Consider the following 17,474-nt stretch of genomic DNA (forward strand, 5'->3'; position numbering starts at 1 on the left):
TGCCCGGGCCGGGCTTACGGCGAGGTCGGTCGAGCGTCGGGCCCGTACGGGACCCGGTTCGGCGGCAGGTTCGCGGCGCCGTGGGCGTGCGGCGGGTGGGCATGGGCGTGCGGCGGGTCCGCGTGGGGCGCGTGCGTCGCGTGGGCGTGCGTCGCGTCGCCGTACAACGCATGGACGTGCCCCGATTCGCCGTGCGGCGTGTGGGCGTGCGGTGCGCGGGTGGGGCGGGTGATGCGGCCCGGCACCGAGTGGCCCGGGAGTGTGCGGCGGCTCACGGAGGGCTCGGCCGTGCCCGGCACCGGCCGGGAGGATCCGTCCCGCTCGGTCCGCTCCGTGTGCCCGGTCGGAGCGCCCGCCCTGCGCCACGGCAGCTCGGCCCAGACCACGGAGCCGCCGGTGCCCGGGCTCGCGGCGATGCCCCAGGTCGCGGCGAGGTGCGCCACGATCATCAGCCCGCGTCCGTTCTCGTCGTCCGGGCGGCACTGGCCCGGCTGCGGCCTGCCGCTGTCGCCGCAGCGGTCCTCGACCTCGATGCGCAGACGGCTCGCGTCGAGGCGCAGGGTGAGGATCATGAGGGGGCTGTCGGTGTGCGCGATGACGTTCGTGGCCAGCTCGGAGACCACCAGGATCGCGTCGTCGACCACCCCGGGGTGCGCCTCCCACTGCGCCAGCGCGTCACGGACCTGGCGGCGGGCCACACCGACGGAGCCGTCGTGCGAGGGGAACTGCCAGCGTCTCTTCGGCTCCGGACCGGCATCCGGGTGTCGCCGTGACGGGCCCACTGGGGAAGGGGGAGCCATAGGGACGGCCTCTCGTCATGCAGGGTCGACGGACGGTGCGGCAGCACCTGCGTCCCGGTGTGCCGGAACTCCCCCCGTGACCGGACCCCGGATGGGTGAGGGCTCTCAAAAGGCCTGTGGGCGGCGTCAACGGGCCTGGCGGATGACCTGAAGCCTGTCGAGCCGACCGAGGCCGGTGACACACAAGCGGGATGAGATGTGCTGCCGACCATACTGTCGCAAGTAGGCATTACGCAAAGGGCAAACTGCAATTTGCAGATTACCGAATTCCTCCTCACCCCCAAGAAGTTGAATGCTGTTCTATTGCGGGATCACGCGGCGGAACGTGAAACTCTGGCGGCCTACGGAAACGGGAGGCGAGCAGTGACCGACAGAGCCGAACGGGGCGGATCCGCGGCCGTCCTGCGGCTGATCCTGGGCAAGCAGCTCGAGCAGCTGCGCAAGCGGGCCGGACTGACCTACGCCCAGGCGGCGTCGGCGATCGGCGTGAGCGACGCGACGATCCGCCGAATGGAGAACGCCAAGGTCGCCCGCCTCCGCCCCGCCGAAGTGGAGAAACTGCTGTGCCTGTACGGGGTCACCGGCGAGCGGGAGATCGCCGCCTTCCTGCAGTCGGTGGACGAGGCCGGTCACCGCGGCTGGTGGCACACCTACCGGGACGTCATGCCCGACTGGTACGGCGCCTACCTGAGCCTCGAGCAGGCCGCGACCCAGATCCGCGCCTACGAGCCACAGTTCGTGCACGGCCTGCTGCAGACCGAGGCGTACATCCGCGCGACGCTGACCTCGGGCAACCCGCGCGTGTCACAGGAGGCGACCGAGCGGCGGGTGGCGCTGCGGCTGCGCCGGCAGAACCTCCTGCACCGGCGGAATCCGCCGCACCTGTGGGTCGTCATGGACGAGACGGTGCTGCGCCGGCCGGTCGGCGGGCCCGAGGTGCTGGACGCACAGATCGGGCATCTCCTGGCACTCTCGGAACTCCCGCACGTGGTGCTGCAGATCATGCGGTTCGACCGCGGACTCCACCCCGCCATGTCGACCGGGGCTTTCCACCTGTTCCGGTTCCAGGCGCGGGAAATGCCCGACGTCGTCTATTTGAGCGGACTGCTCGACGCCTCCTATTTGGACAAACCGGAGGACGTCGTGGTCTACCGGGAGACTCTGGACCGACTCAGCGCCCAGGCGCCCTCGATCAACACCACCAGAGCGACCCTGGAAAAGCTCAGAAAATATATTTGAGAGTCACTTTCAGTTTTTTCCGCGCAGGGCGGCTGGCAACTTTCTGCATTCCCGCAAGGCGGCTGGCAACTTTCTGTATTTCCCGTGAACCGGGTGCCGCCCGCATGCGTGAATAGAGGGGAAGCCGACACGAAGGAGCGCTGGTGCCCGACGACGGATGGCCCGCTGACCGGATCGACACCGCCAGCCCGCATCCCGCGCGCATCTCCGACTACCTCCTGGGCGGCAAGGACTACTATCCCGCCGACCAGGAGGCGGGTGAGGCGCTGTGCCGGGAGTGGCCCGCCCTGCCGGTCCACATGCGGGCCAGTCGTGACTTCATGCACCGCACGGTCCGCCATCTGGCCGCCGAAGAGGGCATACGCCAGTTCCTCGACATCGGAACCGGCATCCCCACCTCCCCGAACCTGCACGAGATCGCCCAGGGGATCGCTCCCGACTCCCGCGTCGTGTACGTCGCCAACGACCCGATCGTGCTGACCCTGTCCCAGGGGCTCCTCAGCAGCAGCCCCGAGGGCAGGACGGCCTACGTCGAGGCCGACATGCGCGACCCGGCCGCGATCCTGTCGGCCCCCGCGCTGCGGGAGACCCTGGACCTGTCGCGGCCGGTCGCGCTGACGGTGATCGCCATCGTGCACTTCGTGCTGGACGAGGACGACGCGTACGGCATCATCCGCAGGCTGCTCGAGCCGCTGGCCCCGGGCAGTTTCCTGGCGATGTCCGTGGGGACGGGGGACTCCGCACCGGACGAGGCACGGCGGGTCGCCGACGAGTACGCGGCCCGCGGCATGCCGATGCGGTTGCGTGACCGGGCGGAGGCCGCCGAGTTCTTCCGGGGACTCGACCTCGTAGCCCCGGGCCTGACCCAGGTGCACAAGTGGCGGCCCGACGCGTCGTGCGACGGCATGCGGGACGGGGACATCGGCATGTACGGCGCCCTCGGCCGCAAAGCCTGAGCGGCGCCCGCGCCGAGCGCGGGCGCCGCTGTCGGTGCCGTGGCCTAGAGGGTGCGTTCGGCCCTGTCCGCCACCAGCTTCACGAACCGTGCCGGCTCCTTGGGCCGGCCGCCCTCGGCGAGAACCGCGAGGGCGTGGAGGAGTTCGGCCGTCTCGGCCAGCTCGGAACGGTCCTCGCGCTCGCCGAAGGCCCGGTTGAGGGCCTTCACGAGCTGGTGCTCCGGGTTGAGTTCGAGGATCCGCTTGGACTGCGGGACCTCCTGGCCCATCGCCCGGTACATGTTCTCCAGCGCGGGTGTCAGGTCACCCGCGTCGGAGACCACGCAGGCCGGGGAGACCGTGAGGCGGGAGGAGAGGCGGACCTCCTTGACGTCCTCGCCGAGGTGCTCCGTCATCCAGCCGAGCAGCCCGGCGTACTCCTCGCCCTGCTTCTCCTTCTCGGCGTCGGCCGTGCCGTCCTCGTCGTCGCCGAGGTCGATCTCGCCCTTGGCGACCGACCGCAGCTTCTTGCCCTCGAACTCGCCGACCGCGTCCACCCACACCTCGTCGACGGCGTCGGTGAGCAGCAGCACCTCGATGCCCCTGGCACGGAAGGCCTCCATGTGCGGGGAGCTCTCCATGGCCTGCCGGGACTCGCCCGTCATGAAGTAGATGTCGTCCTGGCCGTCCTTCATGCGCTCCACGTACTGCCGCAGCGTGGTGGGCTGCTCCGCGTCGTGCGTGGACGCGAAGGAGGACGCGGCGAGGATCGCGTCGCGGTTGTCGGCGTCGGTGACCAGGCCCTCCTTGAGGACGGCGCCGAACTCCCGCCAGAACGTGGCGTAGCGGTCCGCGTCCTGCGTCCTCATGTCCTTGACCGTGGCGAGGACCTTCTTCGTCAGGCGGCGCTGCATCATGCGGATGTGGCGGTCCTGCTGGAGGATCTCGCGGGAGACGTTCAGCGAGAGGTCCTGCGCGTCGACCACGCCCTTGACGAACCGCAGGTAGGGCGGGAGCAGTTCTTCGCAGTCGTCCATGATGAAGACGCGCTTCACGTACAGCTGCACGCCGCGCTGGTAACCCTGGGTGAACAGGTCGTGCGGGGCGTGGGAGGGGACGAAGAGGAGCGCCTGGTACTCGAAGGTGCCCTCGGCCTGGAGGCGGATCGTCTCCAGCGGGTCGCGCCAGTCGTGGCTGATGTGCTTGTACAGCTCGTGGTATTCGTCGTCGGACACCTCGTCGCGCGGACGCGCCCAGAGGGCCTTCATCGAATTGAGCGTCTCGGGCTCGGGCGCCTTGTCCTCGTCGCCGTCCTGGCCGGCGGCCTCGGGGACGAGCCGGATCGGCCAGGTGATGAAGTCCGAGTACCGCTTGACGATCTCCTTGATCTTCCAGGTCGAGGTGTAGTCGTGCAGCTGGTTCTCGGCGTCGGCCGGCTTGAGGCGGAGCGTGACGGTCGTGCCCTGCGGTGCCTCCTCGACCGTGTCCAGCGTGTACGTGCCCTCGCCGCGGGAGGTCCAGCGGGTGCCCTGGGTCTCACCGGCCCGGCGGGTCAGCAGGGTGACCTCGTCGGCCACCATGAACGCGGAGTAGAACCCGACGCCGAACTGGCCGATGAGCCCGTCGGCCCCGGCCCCGTCCTTCGCCTCGCGCAGCTCCTTCAGGAACGTGGCCGTCCCGGAGTTGGCGATGGTGCCGATCAGCTGAGTGACCTCGTCGTACGACATTCCGACGCCGTTGTCCCGCACGGTGAGGGTGCGGGCGTTCTTGTCGATGTCGATCTCGATGTGCAGGTCGGTGACGTCGGCGTCGGGTGCGTCGTCCTTCAGGGAGGCGAGGCGCAGTTTGTCCAGCGCGTCGGAGGCGTTGGAGACGAGCTCCCGCAGGAAGACATCCTTGTTCGAGTAGACCGAGTGGATCATCAGCTGCAGGAGCTGACGGGCCTCTACCTGGAACTCAAACGTTTCGGTCGGCATGGTTCGCGACTACCTCACAGGTCCACTGTTCGCCTGAACTGGTCGTGTCACTCTAAAACAGCGCGTCGCATCGCAACGCCAGTCTTCCGGCCGGTGGCACCCACGACTTTCGGCCGGATCACGCGCCCGTCGCGACGGGCGGGGTCACGGGCGGAATCACAGGCGGAGCGTGCGGGTCGCGGACCCGTTCAGGGGAACGGACGACGCGAAGCGGCCGCCGGGTGCGGTGCCCGGGGCGCGCCACTCGGCGAGAACACACCGAGGACGTGGTCCACCCGCAGGCTTGTCCCGTGTTCATTTCTTCCCCACCGACCACGACCGCCACCACCGGCACGGGCTCGGGCACGGCATCCACTCGTACGCGACGGCGCGACGCCCGGGCTGAGGCGGGCGGCTGCCCCCGCCGGTGAAGGCAGCCGCCCGCCGTCGCGCGCCGCCCGAGGGGGTCGCGGCGCGGTATCGCCCCACGTGCCGGTGGGCGGCCCCGAAGGGCTCACCACAGGCGGGAAAAGCCTGTCCGTTCCCGGCACGGGGCGGTAGCTCGAGCGTCCCGCACCGACGGCGGTCGCGCATCCCTTTCCGAGGAACATCCGTGCACGGAAGGGTGGTCGGCACACCGATCGGGATACGTATCCGCCGCTATCCCCCGTCTTTGCCGAAGCCCGTAGAACCACCAGGTGTTTCGGACTTCAGCGGAAATGGATCACCCCCTCAAGGGCTGCCGTACCAGCGACCCCTCCGCCGGGGCTCCGGGCTACGCCCCTGCGCACACCCCTGCGGCTTTTCCGGACGTGCGGCGGGCTGCCACTCCCTCCCGCCACACCCTCCCCACCCGGACGTACATTGGCATGGACCTGTTCATGATCAACAGCTAAACTCCGCGATGAGAGCGCTCTCAGAGTTCTGCCGTTCCACCCCCACCCCTGCTGGAACAACGAAGGGCAACTCCTCGTGAGACGCATGCCACGTACCGTCCTGGCCCTGACCACGCTGCTAGTCCTGGGCAGCACGGCCGCCGCACAGGCCCTCCCCGCCGCCGACGGCGCTTCTTCCTCCAAGGCTTCCGCCGCCGAGCAGCCGGCTTCGGCCGGGCTGCTCACCGCCATGCAGCGAGACCTGGGCCTCACCCCCGCGCAGGCCAAGACGCGCCTGTCCGCCGAGAAGAAGGCGACCGCACTGGAGCCGAAGGTCCGGCGCACCGCCGGCGCGGCCTACGGCGGCTCCTGGTTCGACGCGGCCACCAATCGGCTGACCGTCGCCGTCACCGACGACGCCTCCGGCGCGACCGTCCGCGAACTGCGCGCCGCCGGCGTCACCGTGCGCACCGCCGAGCACACCGCCAAGGAACTCGACGCTGCCAAGGCCCGCCTCGACACACTGTCCGCGCCCGACGGCGTGGCGAGCTGGCACGTCGACCCGAAGGCCGGCACGGTCGTGGTCGGTGTCGTACGCGGTGAGCGCGACGACGCGGACGTGCAGCGGTTCCTGGACCGCGCCCGCGACGCGGGTCCGGTCGCCGTCAAGGAGACGGCCACCGCACCCAAGACGTTCGCCGCCGGAACCGTCGGCGGCGACCCGTACTACACGGGGAACGTCCGCTGCTCCATCGGCTTCTCCGTGTACGGCGGCTTCGTGACCGCGGGCCACTGCGGCGGGGCGGGCCAGAGCGTGAGCGGCTGGGACGGGTCCTACATCGGAAACTTCCAGGGCTCCTCGTTCCCCGACAACGACTACGCCTGGGTCAACGTCGGCAGCGGCTGGTGGACGGTGCCGGTCGTGCTCGGCTGGGGCACCGTGCCCGACCAGCTCGTGCGCGGCTCGGGCGTGGCGCCGATCGGTGCCTCGATCTGCCGCTCGGGTTCGACGACGCACTGGCACTGCGGCAACGTCCTGGCCATGAACGAGACGGTCAACTACAGCCAGGGCGCGGTGCACCAGATGACCAAGACCAGCGTCTGCGCCGAGCCCGGTGACTCCGGCGGCTCGTTCATCAGCGGCGACCAGGCGCAGGGCGTCACCTCCGGCGGCTGGGGCAACTGCAGCGGCGGCGGCGAGACCTGGTTCCAGCCGATCAACGAGATCCTCGGCCGGTTCGGTCTGACGCTCCACACGGCCTGACACTCGGGCACACGACGGCGGGTCCCCGGCACGAGCACGGGGGCCCGCCCGCTTTCACGGGCCCCGTGGGTGTGCGTGCCCGTACCGGGTGCGCGTGGACCTGCGCGCATACGGGCGGACGCGTTCTCGGTGCGGCCCGCGCGGGCCCGCGTCACATCGCGCGGCGCCTGGTCCGCAGGAGCAGGACACAGCCGGCGACCAGCAGGACACCCCCGGCGGCGGCAGGCCACCACCCGAGACCGGCGCCTGTCTCGGCGAGCACGCCCTGGACCTGGGGGCCGGTCTGTGCCGCGGCCTCGGTGCCGTCGCCGTCACCCTTGCCGTCGCCCTTGCCGTCGCCCTTTTCCTTGCCACTGCCGCTACCACTGCCACCGCCGCTGTCGCTGTCGCTGTCGATGGCATCTGCGGCTGGGGGCTCGGACGGGTCGGTGGCCGACCGGGTCGTGGCCGCACGGGATACGGACCTGCCCGACGGCGTCGGCGAATCGACGGGGGCGTCGGGGCGTGCGGTGGGCTCGAAAATCTGATCGCCGGCGTCACCGCCTCCCTGGCCGTTGCCGTCCCCGCCACCCGGCCCGCCACTCTGGGCGTTACCGTCCCCGTCGCCCTTACCGTCCCCGTCGCCCTTGCCGTCTCCGCTGTCCTTGCCGTCCTGCGGTTGCTCGGCGGTGGGCGTCGGGGTGTCCGGGGCCGTGGTCGGGGGATCGGTGGGCGTGCCCGGGGCCCGCGTCGGCTGCGGCGGGGTCTCCTGCCCCGCTCCGTCTCCGGGTTCTTGCGGGACGTCGTCCGATCCGCACGCGCGACCCTCGTTGATGCAGTCGACCATCTCCCGCATCAGGTCCTCGTCGAACACGTTGATGAAGTCACCGTGGTCCGTCACCGGCTTGTGCACCTGCTCGGGGAAGGAATCCACCGCGAACAGCGGGGTGCTACGACCGCCGTCCTCGACGCTGGGCCGGTCCACGTCGTACACGATGCGCTGGACGAGCTGCGGGACCGCCCTGAAACCCTCGGGGCAGGCGCCGTCCGGGGCGGCGAAGGCCATGTGGGTGCGGTGGTTGGCGCTGTCGGTGTTCCGGCCGTCCCAGCAGCTCTGGAAGCGGAACGTACGCACCACCTCGCTGCCGTCCGGGCACAGCGGGTACTTGTCCCTGAGCTGCCGGTCCTCGAAGCCGGTGCAGCTCCAGGAGGCGTTGGCGTTGGTGGTGCCGTTGACGAAGGCCTTGGCGTCGCCGGTGATGATGCGCAGCAGGCGGGGCATGGCCGTGACGTCGCCGCGCGGGTTGCCGACGAAGGTGAGCGTCACGTCCTCGGGGGTGACGATCTCGCCCGCGTTGCCCTCGATGCCACCGCCGGGCGCGGCGGCGTCCTGTTCCCGCTCGCCGTTCTGCAGCCGCAGTACGGGCCAGTAGTAGGAGGACTTGTCACCCTCGTCGACGCAGGTGGTGTCGGCGACGGCGAGATCCCCGTCGGCGGCGAAGGCGTTGTTGGCCTGGTTGCCGACGTAGTCGTGGAAGTGGTGAGCGCCGTTGGTGACGCCCGGGGCCGCGATGACGTTGTCGGAGTTGAACAGGCCGTTCTGGTTCACGCCGCAGTCGGAGCTGAAGGTGCCGGACGCGGCCTTTTCCCGGGCGGCCGTGTTCGGCTGGACGGTGGTGATGTCCGCGTAGTCGGCCGCGACGGGCCCGTTGCCGGCCTGGCCACCGTTGTCCGGCGGCCGGCCCTTCCCGTCGCCTTCCCGGCCGTCACCGCCTCCGCCGCGACCTGCCTCGCCCTTCTCGCCGGTCTCGCCGGCGGGCTCGGTGCCGCGCAGGGTGCAGTCGGCGAGGCTGTCCAGGTCCCGGGGCCGCTCGCCCTCCCGGCCGATGGCCGCGGCGATGCGCCCCAAGGTCTCGGCGCGCTGTTTCTCCAGCGGCCGGACGATCGTCGTGTCGGGGTCCGCGGTGCCGCCACCGTCCTGTCGGGCGGTCTTGGCCGCGTCCTGGAGCTGCTGGTAGGCGGCGGCGACCTGTTCGTCGAGTGCGGCGAGTTCACCGTCGACGTCGCCCTTCGCCTGCTGCGGGATCTCCGTCAGCCGGCTGCCGACGTCCGGGCAGTCGATCGTGACGGCCCCGGCCGGCCGGGACGACGCGCCGGTGCCGTCCGGACCGGCTTCGGTGGCGGAGGCGTACACGCCGACCACCACCAAACCACCGCCGCCCAGGATCAGGGCGACGGCTGCGGAGGTCGCGCGTCGTGCGCCGGTCGGACGTCTGCGCGTATTGCGTCCCAAGGCGTGCTCCTACACATCGGTGGGGGGTGGGCCGAAAGGTGCCCCCGCCCCATACGCATGCCGGGAGCGCTGTGTTCAGGCGTCCCCCGAACCGGCGCGGACCTCTTCCACCGCGGGCCCCGAAGGGATAGGTCCGGTGTACGTCCCCTGCCCGAGGCGCGCGGAGTGCCCGCGGCCGACGCGGACCGGGCCTGCCGACGCCTCGGCCGCAGAGGGGGCGCCCGACGCCGCGGCTACAGTGTTCCGCTCCAGGTGGGAGGGGATGCAGGGGTGGGGAACGAAGGACGCGCGGCTGCTGTTTGCGCGGCGCTGCTGGTGGGGGTTCTGGCGGGTTGTTCGGGTGGCGGCGCCGGGCCGGACGCGAAGCGGTCCTCGGACGCGAAGCCGGCGCCGGACCGCGGCAACGGGGTAGCCAGGAGCGGCGGCCGGATCGGTGCCGCGGGCTCGGCGTGCGAGCTGCCGGTGGTCTTCGACACGGCGGCGGACTGGACGGCCGAGGCCGTGGACGGCGTGCCGGGCGGCTCCGCAAGCTCCGACACCTCGGGCCACGGCGACGGCGACGGCGACGGCGACGGATCGGGGGCCGATGACGAACTGGCCCAGGAGATCGCCGACTCGCTCCTGCACCAGGGTCCGGTCACGGCCGCGTGCGAGATCGACGCCAAGCCGGCGGGGCACATCGGGTTCCTGCGCGTATGGACCGGCGAGCCGGACACCGGCGGCGACGCCCGCTCCGTACTGGAGGACTTCGTCGCCGCGGAGGACGGTGCGAGCAGGGCGAAGTACCGGGCCCTGGCCGGTGGCGGGCTCGAGGGTGCGGAGGTGACGTACCTCTGCACGAGCAAGCTCCTCGGCGAGACGAAGACGGAGCGCGCGCTCGCCGTCGAGACGCCCGACGGTCCGGTCGTCCTGCACCTCGGCGGCATGGACGGCGCGGAGCACGAGGCGATGCTCCCCGCGTACGAACTCGCCAAGCGCACGCTGCGCCTGTCCTGACGGGGCCGGCCGCCCGCCGGCCGCGCTTCCGAGCCCGGCCCGTCCTCGGCGCACCGGCCGCGGCGCGGCGCCCGGGACTCGGCGCCCGGGACTCGGCGCGCCGGCCGCGGCGCCCCGGGACTCGGCGCGTGGCACGCTCCGGTCGCGTTCACCCGGCAGGGCGTAATGGCCCCGTACGACTCGACGAGCGGCCGGGGCGCCCCCGCCCGCCCGCTCACCGTCGCGTGGGCGGCCCGTACGGCTCTCGGTGGAGGGCCGTGCCCGTCACCCCGTAGGACGTCCCTCGCCTCCCGGGGCCGTGCAGTGTAGACATGAGCACATGGTCCGACTGATGGGTCGCTCCGGGACCCGGTCGACCCGGCGCCCCGGCGGCCCCGCGCCGGACCGGGAGCCCGACCGGCAGCGGCAGGACGGGAAGTGGCCCCGCCTGCTGCGTGCCGCCGGGCTGCGGACGGCGCTGGGCCGGCGCAGTGTCGCCGGGCAGGTGTTCCTGCTGGTCGTGGTGATCGTGCTGCTCCTGGTGCTGTCCGCGGTCGCGGCGCTGGTGCTGCAGGTGCGGCACGACAGCGACGACGAGGCCCGCAGCCGTTCGCTGGCCGTCGCCGAGACGTTCGCCAACGCGCCGGGCATCCGTGAGGCGCTGGACTCCCCCCGTCCCACGGCCGTACTGCAGCCCCGCGCGGAGGCGGCCCGCAAGCGGGCCGAGGTCGACTTCATCGTCGTCATGAACACCGACGGCATCCGCTACACCCATCCCAAGCCGGACCGCATCGGCAAGAAGTTCGTGGGGACCCTCGGCCCGGCCCTCGCGGGGCGGAGCGTGATCGAGGAGGTCCGGGGCACGATCGGCCCGCTGGTGCAGGCGGTGGTTCCGGTCGAGGACTCCGACGGGCGGGTCGTCGGCCTGGTCTCGGCGGGCATCACGACCGCGCACGTCGGCGGCGCCACCGCGCGTCAGCTGCCGCTGGTGCTGGCCACGGCCGGCGGGGCGCTGGCCCTGGCGACAGCGGGCGCCGCCCTGGTGAGACGGCGGCTGCTGCGCCAGACGCGTGGCCTGGGCCCGCACGAGATGACCCGGATGTACGAGCACCACGACGCCGTGCTGCACGCCGTCAAGGAGGGCGTGCTGATCGTCGGCGGCAGCGGCACGCTCCTGCTCGCCAACGACGAGGCGCGCCGGCTGCTCGGCCTGCCCGAGGACGCCGAGGGCCGGCACGTACTGGCCCTCTCCCTCGAACCGGGCACCGCCGACCTGCTGGCTTCCGGGCGGGTCGCCACGGACGAGGTGCACCGGGTCAAGGACCGGCTGCTGGCCATCAACCAGCGGCCCACGGACCGCGGCGGGGGCCCGCCGGGCAGCGTCGCCACCCTGCGCGACTCCACGGAGCTGCGGGCCCTGTCCGGCCGTGCCGAGGTGACGCGGGAGCGCCTGGACATGCTGTACGAGGCGGGCGTGGGCATCGGGACCAGCCTGGACGTCACCCGCACGGCCGAGGAGCTGGCGGAGCTGGCCGTGCCGCGCTTCGCGGACTTCCTCACGGTGGACCTGTTCGACCCGGTGCTCGGCGGCGGCCAGCCCGACGCGGCGGCGGTGCTGCGCCGTACGGCCCTGGCCGGGGTCCGCGAGGAGGTCCCGCTGTACGGCGTGGGCATGCGCATCCGGTTCGTGGAGTCGTCGCCGCAGAGCCGCTGTCTGCGCAGCGGGCGGACGCTGCTGGAGCCGGACCTGAGCCGGGCGCCGGGCTGGCGTGCGCAGGACGTCGAGCGCGCCGCGCAGATCGTCGGGTTCGGCATCCACTCGCTGATCACGGTGCCGTTGCGGGCCGGTGCGCTGGTGCTGGGCGTGGTGAGCTTCTGGCGGTCGGAGAAGCCCGAGCCGTTCGACGAGGACGAGGTGGCACTCGCGGAGGAACTCGTCGCCCGCGCGGCGGTGTCCATCGACAACGCGCGGCGCTACACGCGCGAGCACAGCATGGCGGTCACGCTCCAGCAGAGCCTGCTGCCCCGGCGGCTGCCCGAGCAGGACGCGCTCGACGTCGCCTACCGCTATCAGCCGGCGCAGGCCGGGGTCGGCGGCGACTGGTTCGACGTACTGCCGCTGTCGGGGGCCCGGGTGGCGCTGGTGGTGGGTGATGTGGTGGGGCACGGCCTGCACGCGGCTGCCACGATGGGCCGGCTGCGTACGGCGGTGCACAACTTCTCCTCGCTCGACCTGCCGCCCGACGAACTGCTCACCCTTCTCGACGAGCTGGTCGGGCGCATCGACCAGGACGAGACACCGGCCCAGGCGCAGACGGCGTATGCGACGGCCGAGGGCAGCACGGCGCCGGTCACGGGTGCGACCTGCCTGTACGCGGTGTACGACCCGGTGTCGCGGCGCTGCACGGTGGCCCGTGCCGGGCATCCGCCGCCCGCCCTGGTGCACCCGGACGGCCGCGTGGAGTTCCCGGAGGTGCCGGCCGGCCCGCCGCTCGGGCTCGGCGGGCTGCCGTTCGAGACGGCGGAGCTGGATTTGGCGGAGGGCAGCAGGCTCGTGCTGTACACGGACGGGCTGGTGGAGGACCGTACGCGGGACATCGACGTGGGTCTCGGGATGCTGCGCACAGCGCTCGAGGGGGCGGGTCCGTCGCCGGAGGAGACCTGCCGGGCCGTGCTGGACGCCCGGGTGCCGGTGCCGGCCCGCTCGACGGACGACATCGCGCTGCTGGTGGCGCGGACCCGGGCGCTGGGCCCGGACCGGATCGCGCAGTGGCCGGTGCGTCCGGACCCGGCGGCGGTCGGCGAGGTGCGGGCGGCGGTGAGCAGGCGGCTGTCGGAGTGGGGTCTCGACGAGCTGGCCTTCACCACGGAGCTGATCCTGAGCGAGCTGGTCACCAACGCGATCCGGTACGGCGGCGCACCGGTCCAGGTGCGGGTGCTGCGCGGGCGGAACCTGATCTGCGAGGTGTTCGACGGCAGCAGCACCTCCCCGCACCTGCGCTACGCGGCGATGACCGACGAGGGCGGGCGCGGGCTCTTCCTGGTGGCGCAGCTCGCGGAGCGCTGGGGCACGCGGTACACGCCGGACGGCAAGGTCATCTGGGCGCAGCAGTTGCTGCCCGGGCCCGGTGTGGAGCCGACGCTCCCCCGGTTCGACGTCGACGTCGACCTGCCATAAGCGCGCCTTATGGGCCCATAGGCCGGACCCGCGTACCAACTTAGGGTTGCCTCAGCTTAGGCTTCCCATCGAGTCGCTTGCCATCGCTCGAAGGGAACCTGATCATGTCCCGCCCGCTGCGGGTAGCCATCGTCGGATCCGGCCCGGCCGGGATCTACGCCGCCGACGCGTTGCTCAAGTCCGACGTCGCCTCCGAACCCGGCGTGTCCATCGACATCTTCGAGCGCATGCCCGCCCCGTTCGGGCTGATCCGTTACGGCGTGGCTCCGGACCATCCGCGGATCAAGGGCATCGTCACGGCCCTGCACCAGGTGCTCGACAAGCCGCAGATCCGCCTGTTCGGCAACGTGGACTACCCGTCCGACATCGGCCTGGACGACCTGCGCGCGTTCTACGACGGCGTGATCTTCGCGACGGGCGCGACCGCGGACCGGGCGCTGCCGGTCCCCGGCATCGACCTGGACGGTTCCTACGGCGCCGCGGACTTCGTCTCCTGGTACGACGGGCATCCGGACGTGCCGCGCACGTGGCCGCTGGAGGCGGAGAAGGTCGCGGTCCTCGGCGTCGGGAACGTCGCCCTGGACGTGGCGCGCATCCTCGCCAAGACGGCGGACGAGTTGCTGGCGACGGAGATCCCGCCCAACGTCCACGAGGGCCTGAAGGCCAACAGGGCGCGGGAGATCCACGTGTTCGGCCGGCGCGGCCCGGCCCAGGCGAAGTTCAGCCCGATGGAACTGCGGGAGCTGGACCACTCTCCCACCATCGAGGTGATCGTCGACCCCGAGGACATCGACTACGACGACGGCTCGATCGCGACGCGGCGCGGCAACAAGCAGGCCGACATGGTCGCCAAGACCCTGGAGAACTGGGCGATCCGCGACACCGGCGACCGGCCGCACAAGCTGTACCTGCACTTCTTCGAATCGCCCACGGAGATCCTCGGCGAGGACGGCCGCGTCGTCGGCCTGCGCACCGAGCGCACGGAACTGGACGGCACCGGGAACGTGCGCGGCACGGGCGAGTTCACCGACTGGGACGTCGCCGCGGTCTACCGCGCGGTCGGCTACCTGTCCGACAAGCTGCCCAAGCTGCCCTGGGATCTCGAGTCCGGCACCGTTCCGGACCTGGGCGGCCGGGTCGTGACGGAGAGCGGTGAGCACGTCCAGTCGACGTACGTCACCGGCTGGGTCCGGCGCGGTCCGGTGGGCCTGATCGGTCACACCAAGGGGGACGCCAACGAGACGGTGGCGAACCTGCTGGCCGACTTCGCGAACGGCCGGCTGCACGCGCCCGCCGCGCCCGAGCCGGAGGCCGTGGACGCGTTCCTCGCCGAGCACGAGGTGCGCTTCACGACGTGGGACGGCTGGTACCGGCTGGACGCCGCCGAGAAGGCACTGGGCGAACCGCAGGGCCGTGAGCGCGTGAAGATCGTCGAGCGCGAGGACATGCTGCGGGAGAGCGGCGCGTAACCGCCAAGTTCGCGCAGCCACGCACATGTCGACGCGGAAGGGCCCGGAGGCGGACACCTCCGGGCCCTTCCGCGTTCCTCCCCGCCCTCCCCGCGTCTCCGCGGGCCCCTCCGACGTCGCTCGCCTCCTGGTGCCGCCCTCGCCCGTCCATGCCCGCACCCCAGTGTTGCCGACCGACCACGCACCGTATACGCTCCAGCTCTTCACTGAACCTGCACACCAGGGGGGTTTGTTTTCATGCGCAGACGCATGTCCACCGCCATGTTCGCCACGGTCGCCGTCGCGGGCTCACTGACCACGCTGGCCGCCGTCCCGGCACACGCCACCGAGTACGACTCCGCGCTGAAGGTCCGCGGCGTCCAGTACGACGCGCCGGGCCGCGACTCCAACAGCTGCTCCTCGGGCAACACCGACGAGGAGTACCTGACGGTCAAGAACTACTCGTCGTCGAAGACCGTCAACCTCAGGGGCTACGTGGTCAAGGACGCCGCCGGCAACCGCTTCGCCTTCACGGCGAACCACTACCTCCAGCCCGGCGACTACGTGAAGCTGCGCGGCGGCCACGGCTCGGACTCCGACGCGGGCAACGTCGTCTACCGCGACAACTGCAACTTCATGTGGAACAACGACAAGGACACGATCTACCTGTACAAGCCGACCGGCAGCCGTGCCGACGTGCACTCCTACACCAAGAGCGGCTCCGACTCGGACAACAACGGCTACATCACCTACCACCGGTGACCGACCGGGTCGCCCTCCCTCGGTGACCTGTGCCGGTGGCGGTGACCCGTGAGCAGCGAGGTCACCGTCGCGTCCCGTCGGTGGCCTGTGAGGTCGCGGTCCACCGGTGGCACGCGAGCGGGGCCCGTTCCGGTGCGGATGGTGAACGGGCCCCGCCGACCGCCCCATTGCCGTGACCCCGCCCGCGGCCGGTCGACGGGTGAACGGGGGCCGGTACGTGCGGACGCCGCGCACCCCGAGCGCGCCGCCCCGCACCGGACGGCCCCGGTCTCGGCCCCGCGCCCACCCCGCACCCCTCGTCCGGGTGACGGCGAGGCACCTGAGGGCCGGCACGCCGGACATCACTGAAGGGCGCCCACGCCCCGCCCCGACCGGCGGCGCGACCGGGACGCGCGACCGGACGCCCGCCGGAACCATCCCGGATCCGGACACCCCGCCCGATCTTCCCCCCGTGACGGCGGCGATACTGGGCAGTCGCACCAGTCCCTGCCTCCAGATGGATCCATGCCGACTTCCCGAACCGCCCGCCCCATCCCTCCCACCCTGTGGACGGCCCGTTGCCGTCATGCCGGGTCCGACGCGGCAGACGTCGTCCTCGGCACCCTGGAACGGCTCAAGGACAGCCGGGTCCTCGACGACTACCTCGAAGTGACCGGCACGGACGTCACCGCGGAGGGCGGTGCGGACGGCACCGGCCGGCGCCGCGTGTTCGAGGCCCGATGGCGGGTGGACGGCTCCGAACCGGCGACGGTCCCGGTCCGCGCCCGGCTGGAACTGGCGCCCGCGGCCGAGGGCGCGCAGGAGTGGCTGCTGGTCGCAGAGGCCGAGCGCCACTGGGACGAGAACTGGCCCTCACCCGCCACCATGTTCTGGCCCGACACCCCGGACAGCCCCTGGGACCACGACACCACCACGGGCCTGCGCGTCAGGGACCTCAACCCCCTCCCCGACGACGACAGGGCCGTACGCCGCCTGCTGCGCGACGCGGGACGCAGCGCCTGGGGCGTGCACGTAGTCGTGCACGAGGCGCACACGCCCGACGAGCGCGGGCGGGTCCCCCTCACCCGGCATCTGCCGCCCGGGCTGCGGCACCGCGTGGTGGAGCACCGGGCGGCCCCGCAGCAGCTGCGGGTCGTCAACTGGGCGCTGCGCACGCTGGACGTGGAGGTGCCGCGCGGCGGCGCGCTCGTCCTGCCCGGCAGCCCGGCCCCCGCCGGGTACCGCGCCGGGGCCTTCTCCGTGCGCGCGGTCTTCCTGGACGGCTCCGCGCCGGCCGAGCTCGTGGCCGCGGTGACCGCGTACGCCGCCCTGGACCGGGAGCTGCCCGAGGACGCCGACCGGGCGCTCACGGCGCTGCGCGAGCAGTGGCACCTGCTGACCCTGGAGGAACAGCTCGCGCGGGAGCGGCGCCTGGTCACGATGTACGCCGAGGCGCTCGAGGCGATGACGAAGTCCCGCGACCTGTACCGGGAGGCGGCCGAAGCGGCCGGCGAGGCACTGGCCGCGCTGCGCGAGGCGCACGACGCGGGCAGCGGCCCCGACGCCCTCGGCACATCCCGTCCAGGCTCCCTCCCCGTGCCCTTCCCCGCCCCGGCGTCGCCGCTGCGGCATCTGACCCGGACGCTGGAACGCTTCAAGGCCAAGGGCCGGCACCCCGCCGCACCGGGCACCGGGAACGTGGTCGAGCAGGACCCCCGGTAGGCCGCCCGGGCGGCGCAGGCGGCGGAGACACCGGCCGACCGGGTGCGGCCGATGTGTCGCCCGCCGCGAC

At 72.2% G+C, this 17,474-nt stretch carries 11 protein-coding genes; 8 read left to right on the plus strand and 3 right to left on the minus strand.

The window, feature by feature from the left end:
• Window positions 1–14 precede the first annotated feature (14 nt).
• Complete coding sequence (locus ABZ354_RS12350; RefSeq protein ID WP_358655737.1) at window positions 15–800, minus strand: ATP-binding protein; 786 nt, start codon at window positions 798–800, stop codon at window positions 15–17.
• 363 nt (window positions 801–1,163) lie between these two features.
• Here ABZ354_RS12350 and ABZ354_RS12355 point away from each other — a divergent pair, with 363 nt between their 5' ends.
• On the plus strand, window positions 1,164–2,039 hold the full coding sequence (locus tag ABZ354_RS12355) for a helix-turn-helix transcriptional regulator (protein WP_358655739.1): 876 nt from the start codon (window positions 1,164–1,166) through the stop codon (window positions 2,037–2,039).
• A 143-nt stretch (window positions 2,040–2,182) separates the two neighbouring features.
• Window positions 2,183–2,995 (plus strand): SAM-dependent methyltransferase, encoded by an 813-nt coding sequence (locus ABZ354_RS12360; RefSeq protein ID WP_358655741.1) that lies wholly within the window; start codon window positions 2,183–2,185, stop codon window positions 2,993–2,995.
• A 44-nt stretch (window positions 2,996–3,039) separates the two neighbouring features.
• Here ABZ354_RS12360 and htpG read toward each other — a convergent pair whose 3' ends face one another.
• Window positions 3,040–4,950, minus strand: coding sequence for a molecular chaperone HtpG (gene htpG, locus ABZ354_RS12365; RefSeq protein WP_358655743.1), 1,911 nt, complete (start codon window positions 4,948–4,950; stop codon window positions 3,040–3,042).
• Window positions 4,951–5,910: 960 nt separating this feature from the next.
• On the opposite strand from htpG, the gene ABZ354_RS12370 reads away from it, so the two are divergent.
• Window positions 5,911–7,068 (plus strand): S1 family peptidase, encoded by a 1,158-nt coding sequence (locus ABZ354_RS12370; RefSeq protein ID WP_358655745.1) that lies wholly within the window; start codon window positions 5,911–5,913, stop codon window positions 7,066–7,068.
• 151 nt (window positions 7,069–7,219) lie between these two features.
• Here the strand turns inward: ABZ354_RS12370 and ABZ354_RS12375 are convergent, their stop codons facing one another.
• The gene (locus ABZ354_RS12375; protein ID WP_358655747.1) at window positions 7,220–9,340 is read right to left on the minus strand and encodes a DUF1996 domain-containing protein; all 2,121 of its coding nucleotides are present in this window, start codon (window positions 9,338–9,340) and stop codon (window positions 7,220–7,222) included.
• Between the two features lie 270 nt (window positions 9,341–9,610).
• On the opposite strand from ABZ354_RS12375, the gene ABZ354_RS12380 reads away from it, so the two are divergent.
• From ABZ354_RS12380 to ABZ354_RS12400, 5 genes are all read left to right on the plus strand, one after another.
• Window positions 9,611–10,336: a lipoprotein gene (locus tag ABZ354_RS12380; RefSeq protein ID WP_358655749.1), complete on the plus strand. Its 726-nt coding sequence runs from the start codon at window positions 9,611–9,613 to the stop codon at window positions 10,334–10,336.
• A gap of 319 nt (window positions 10,337–10,655) precedes the next feature.
• Window positions 10,656–13,493, plus strand: a complete 2,838-nt coding sequence (locus tag ABZ354_RS12385; RefSeq protein ID WP_358655751.1) for a SpoIIE family protein phosphatase — start codon at window positions 10,656–10,658, stop codon at window positions 13,491–13,493.
• A gap of 104 nt (window positions 13,494–13,597) precedes the next feature.
• Window positions 13,598–14,962, plus strand: a complete 1,365-nt coding sequence (locus ABZ354_RS12390) for an FAD-dependent oxidoreductase (protein ID WP_358655753.1) — start codon at window positions 13,598–13,600, stop codon at window positions 14,960–14,962.
• A 237-nt stretch (window positions 14,963–15,199) separates the two neighbouring features.
• Window positions 15,200–15,703: a lamin tail domain-containing protein gene (locus ABZ354_RS12395; protein WP_358655755.1), complete on the plus strand. Its 504-nt coding sequence runs from the start codon at window positions 15,200–15,202 to the stop codon at window positions 15,701–15,703.
• 504 nt (window positions 15,704–16,207) lie between these two features.
• Window positions 16,208–17,404: a hypothetical protein gene (locus ABZ354_RS12400; protein WP_358655757.1), complete on the plus strand. Its 1,197-nt coding sequence runs from the start codon at window positions 16,208–16,210 to the stop codon at window positions 17,402–17,404.
• The last annotated feature ends 70 nt before the right edge of the window (window positions 17,405–17,474 follow it).

It is taken from the genome of Streptomyces sp. NPDC005925 (assembly GCF_040638805.1).
In the GTDB taxonomy this organism is placed as follows: Bacteria; Actinomycetota; Actinomycetes; order Streptomycetales; family Streptomycetaceae; genus Streptomyces.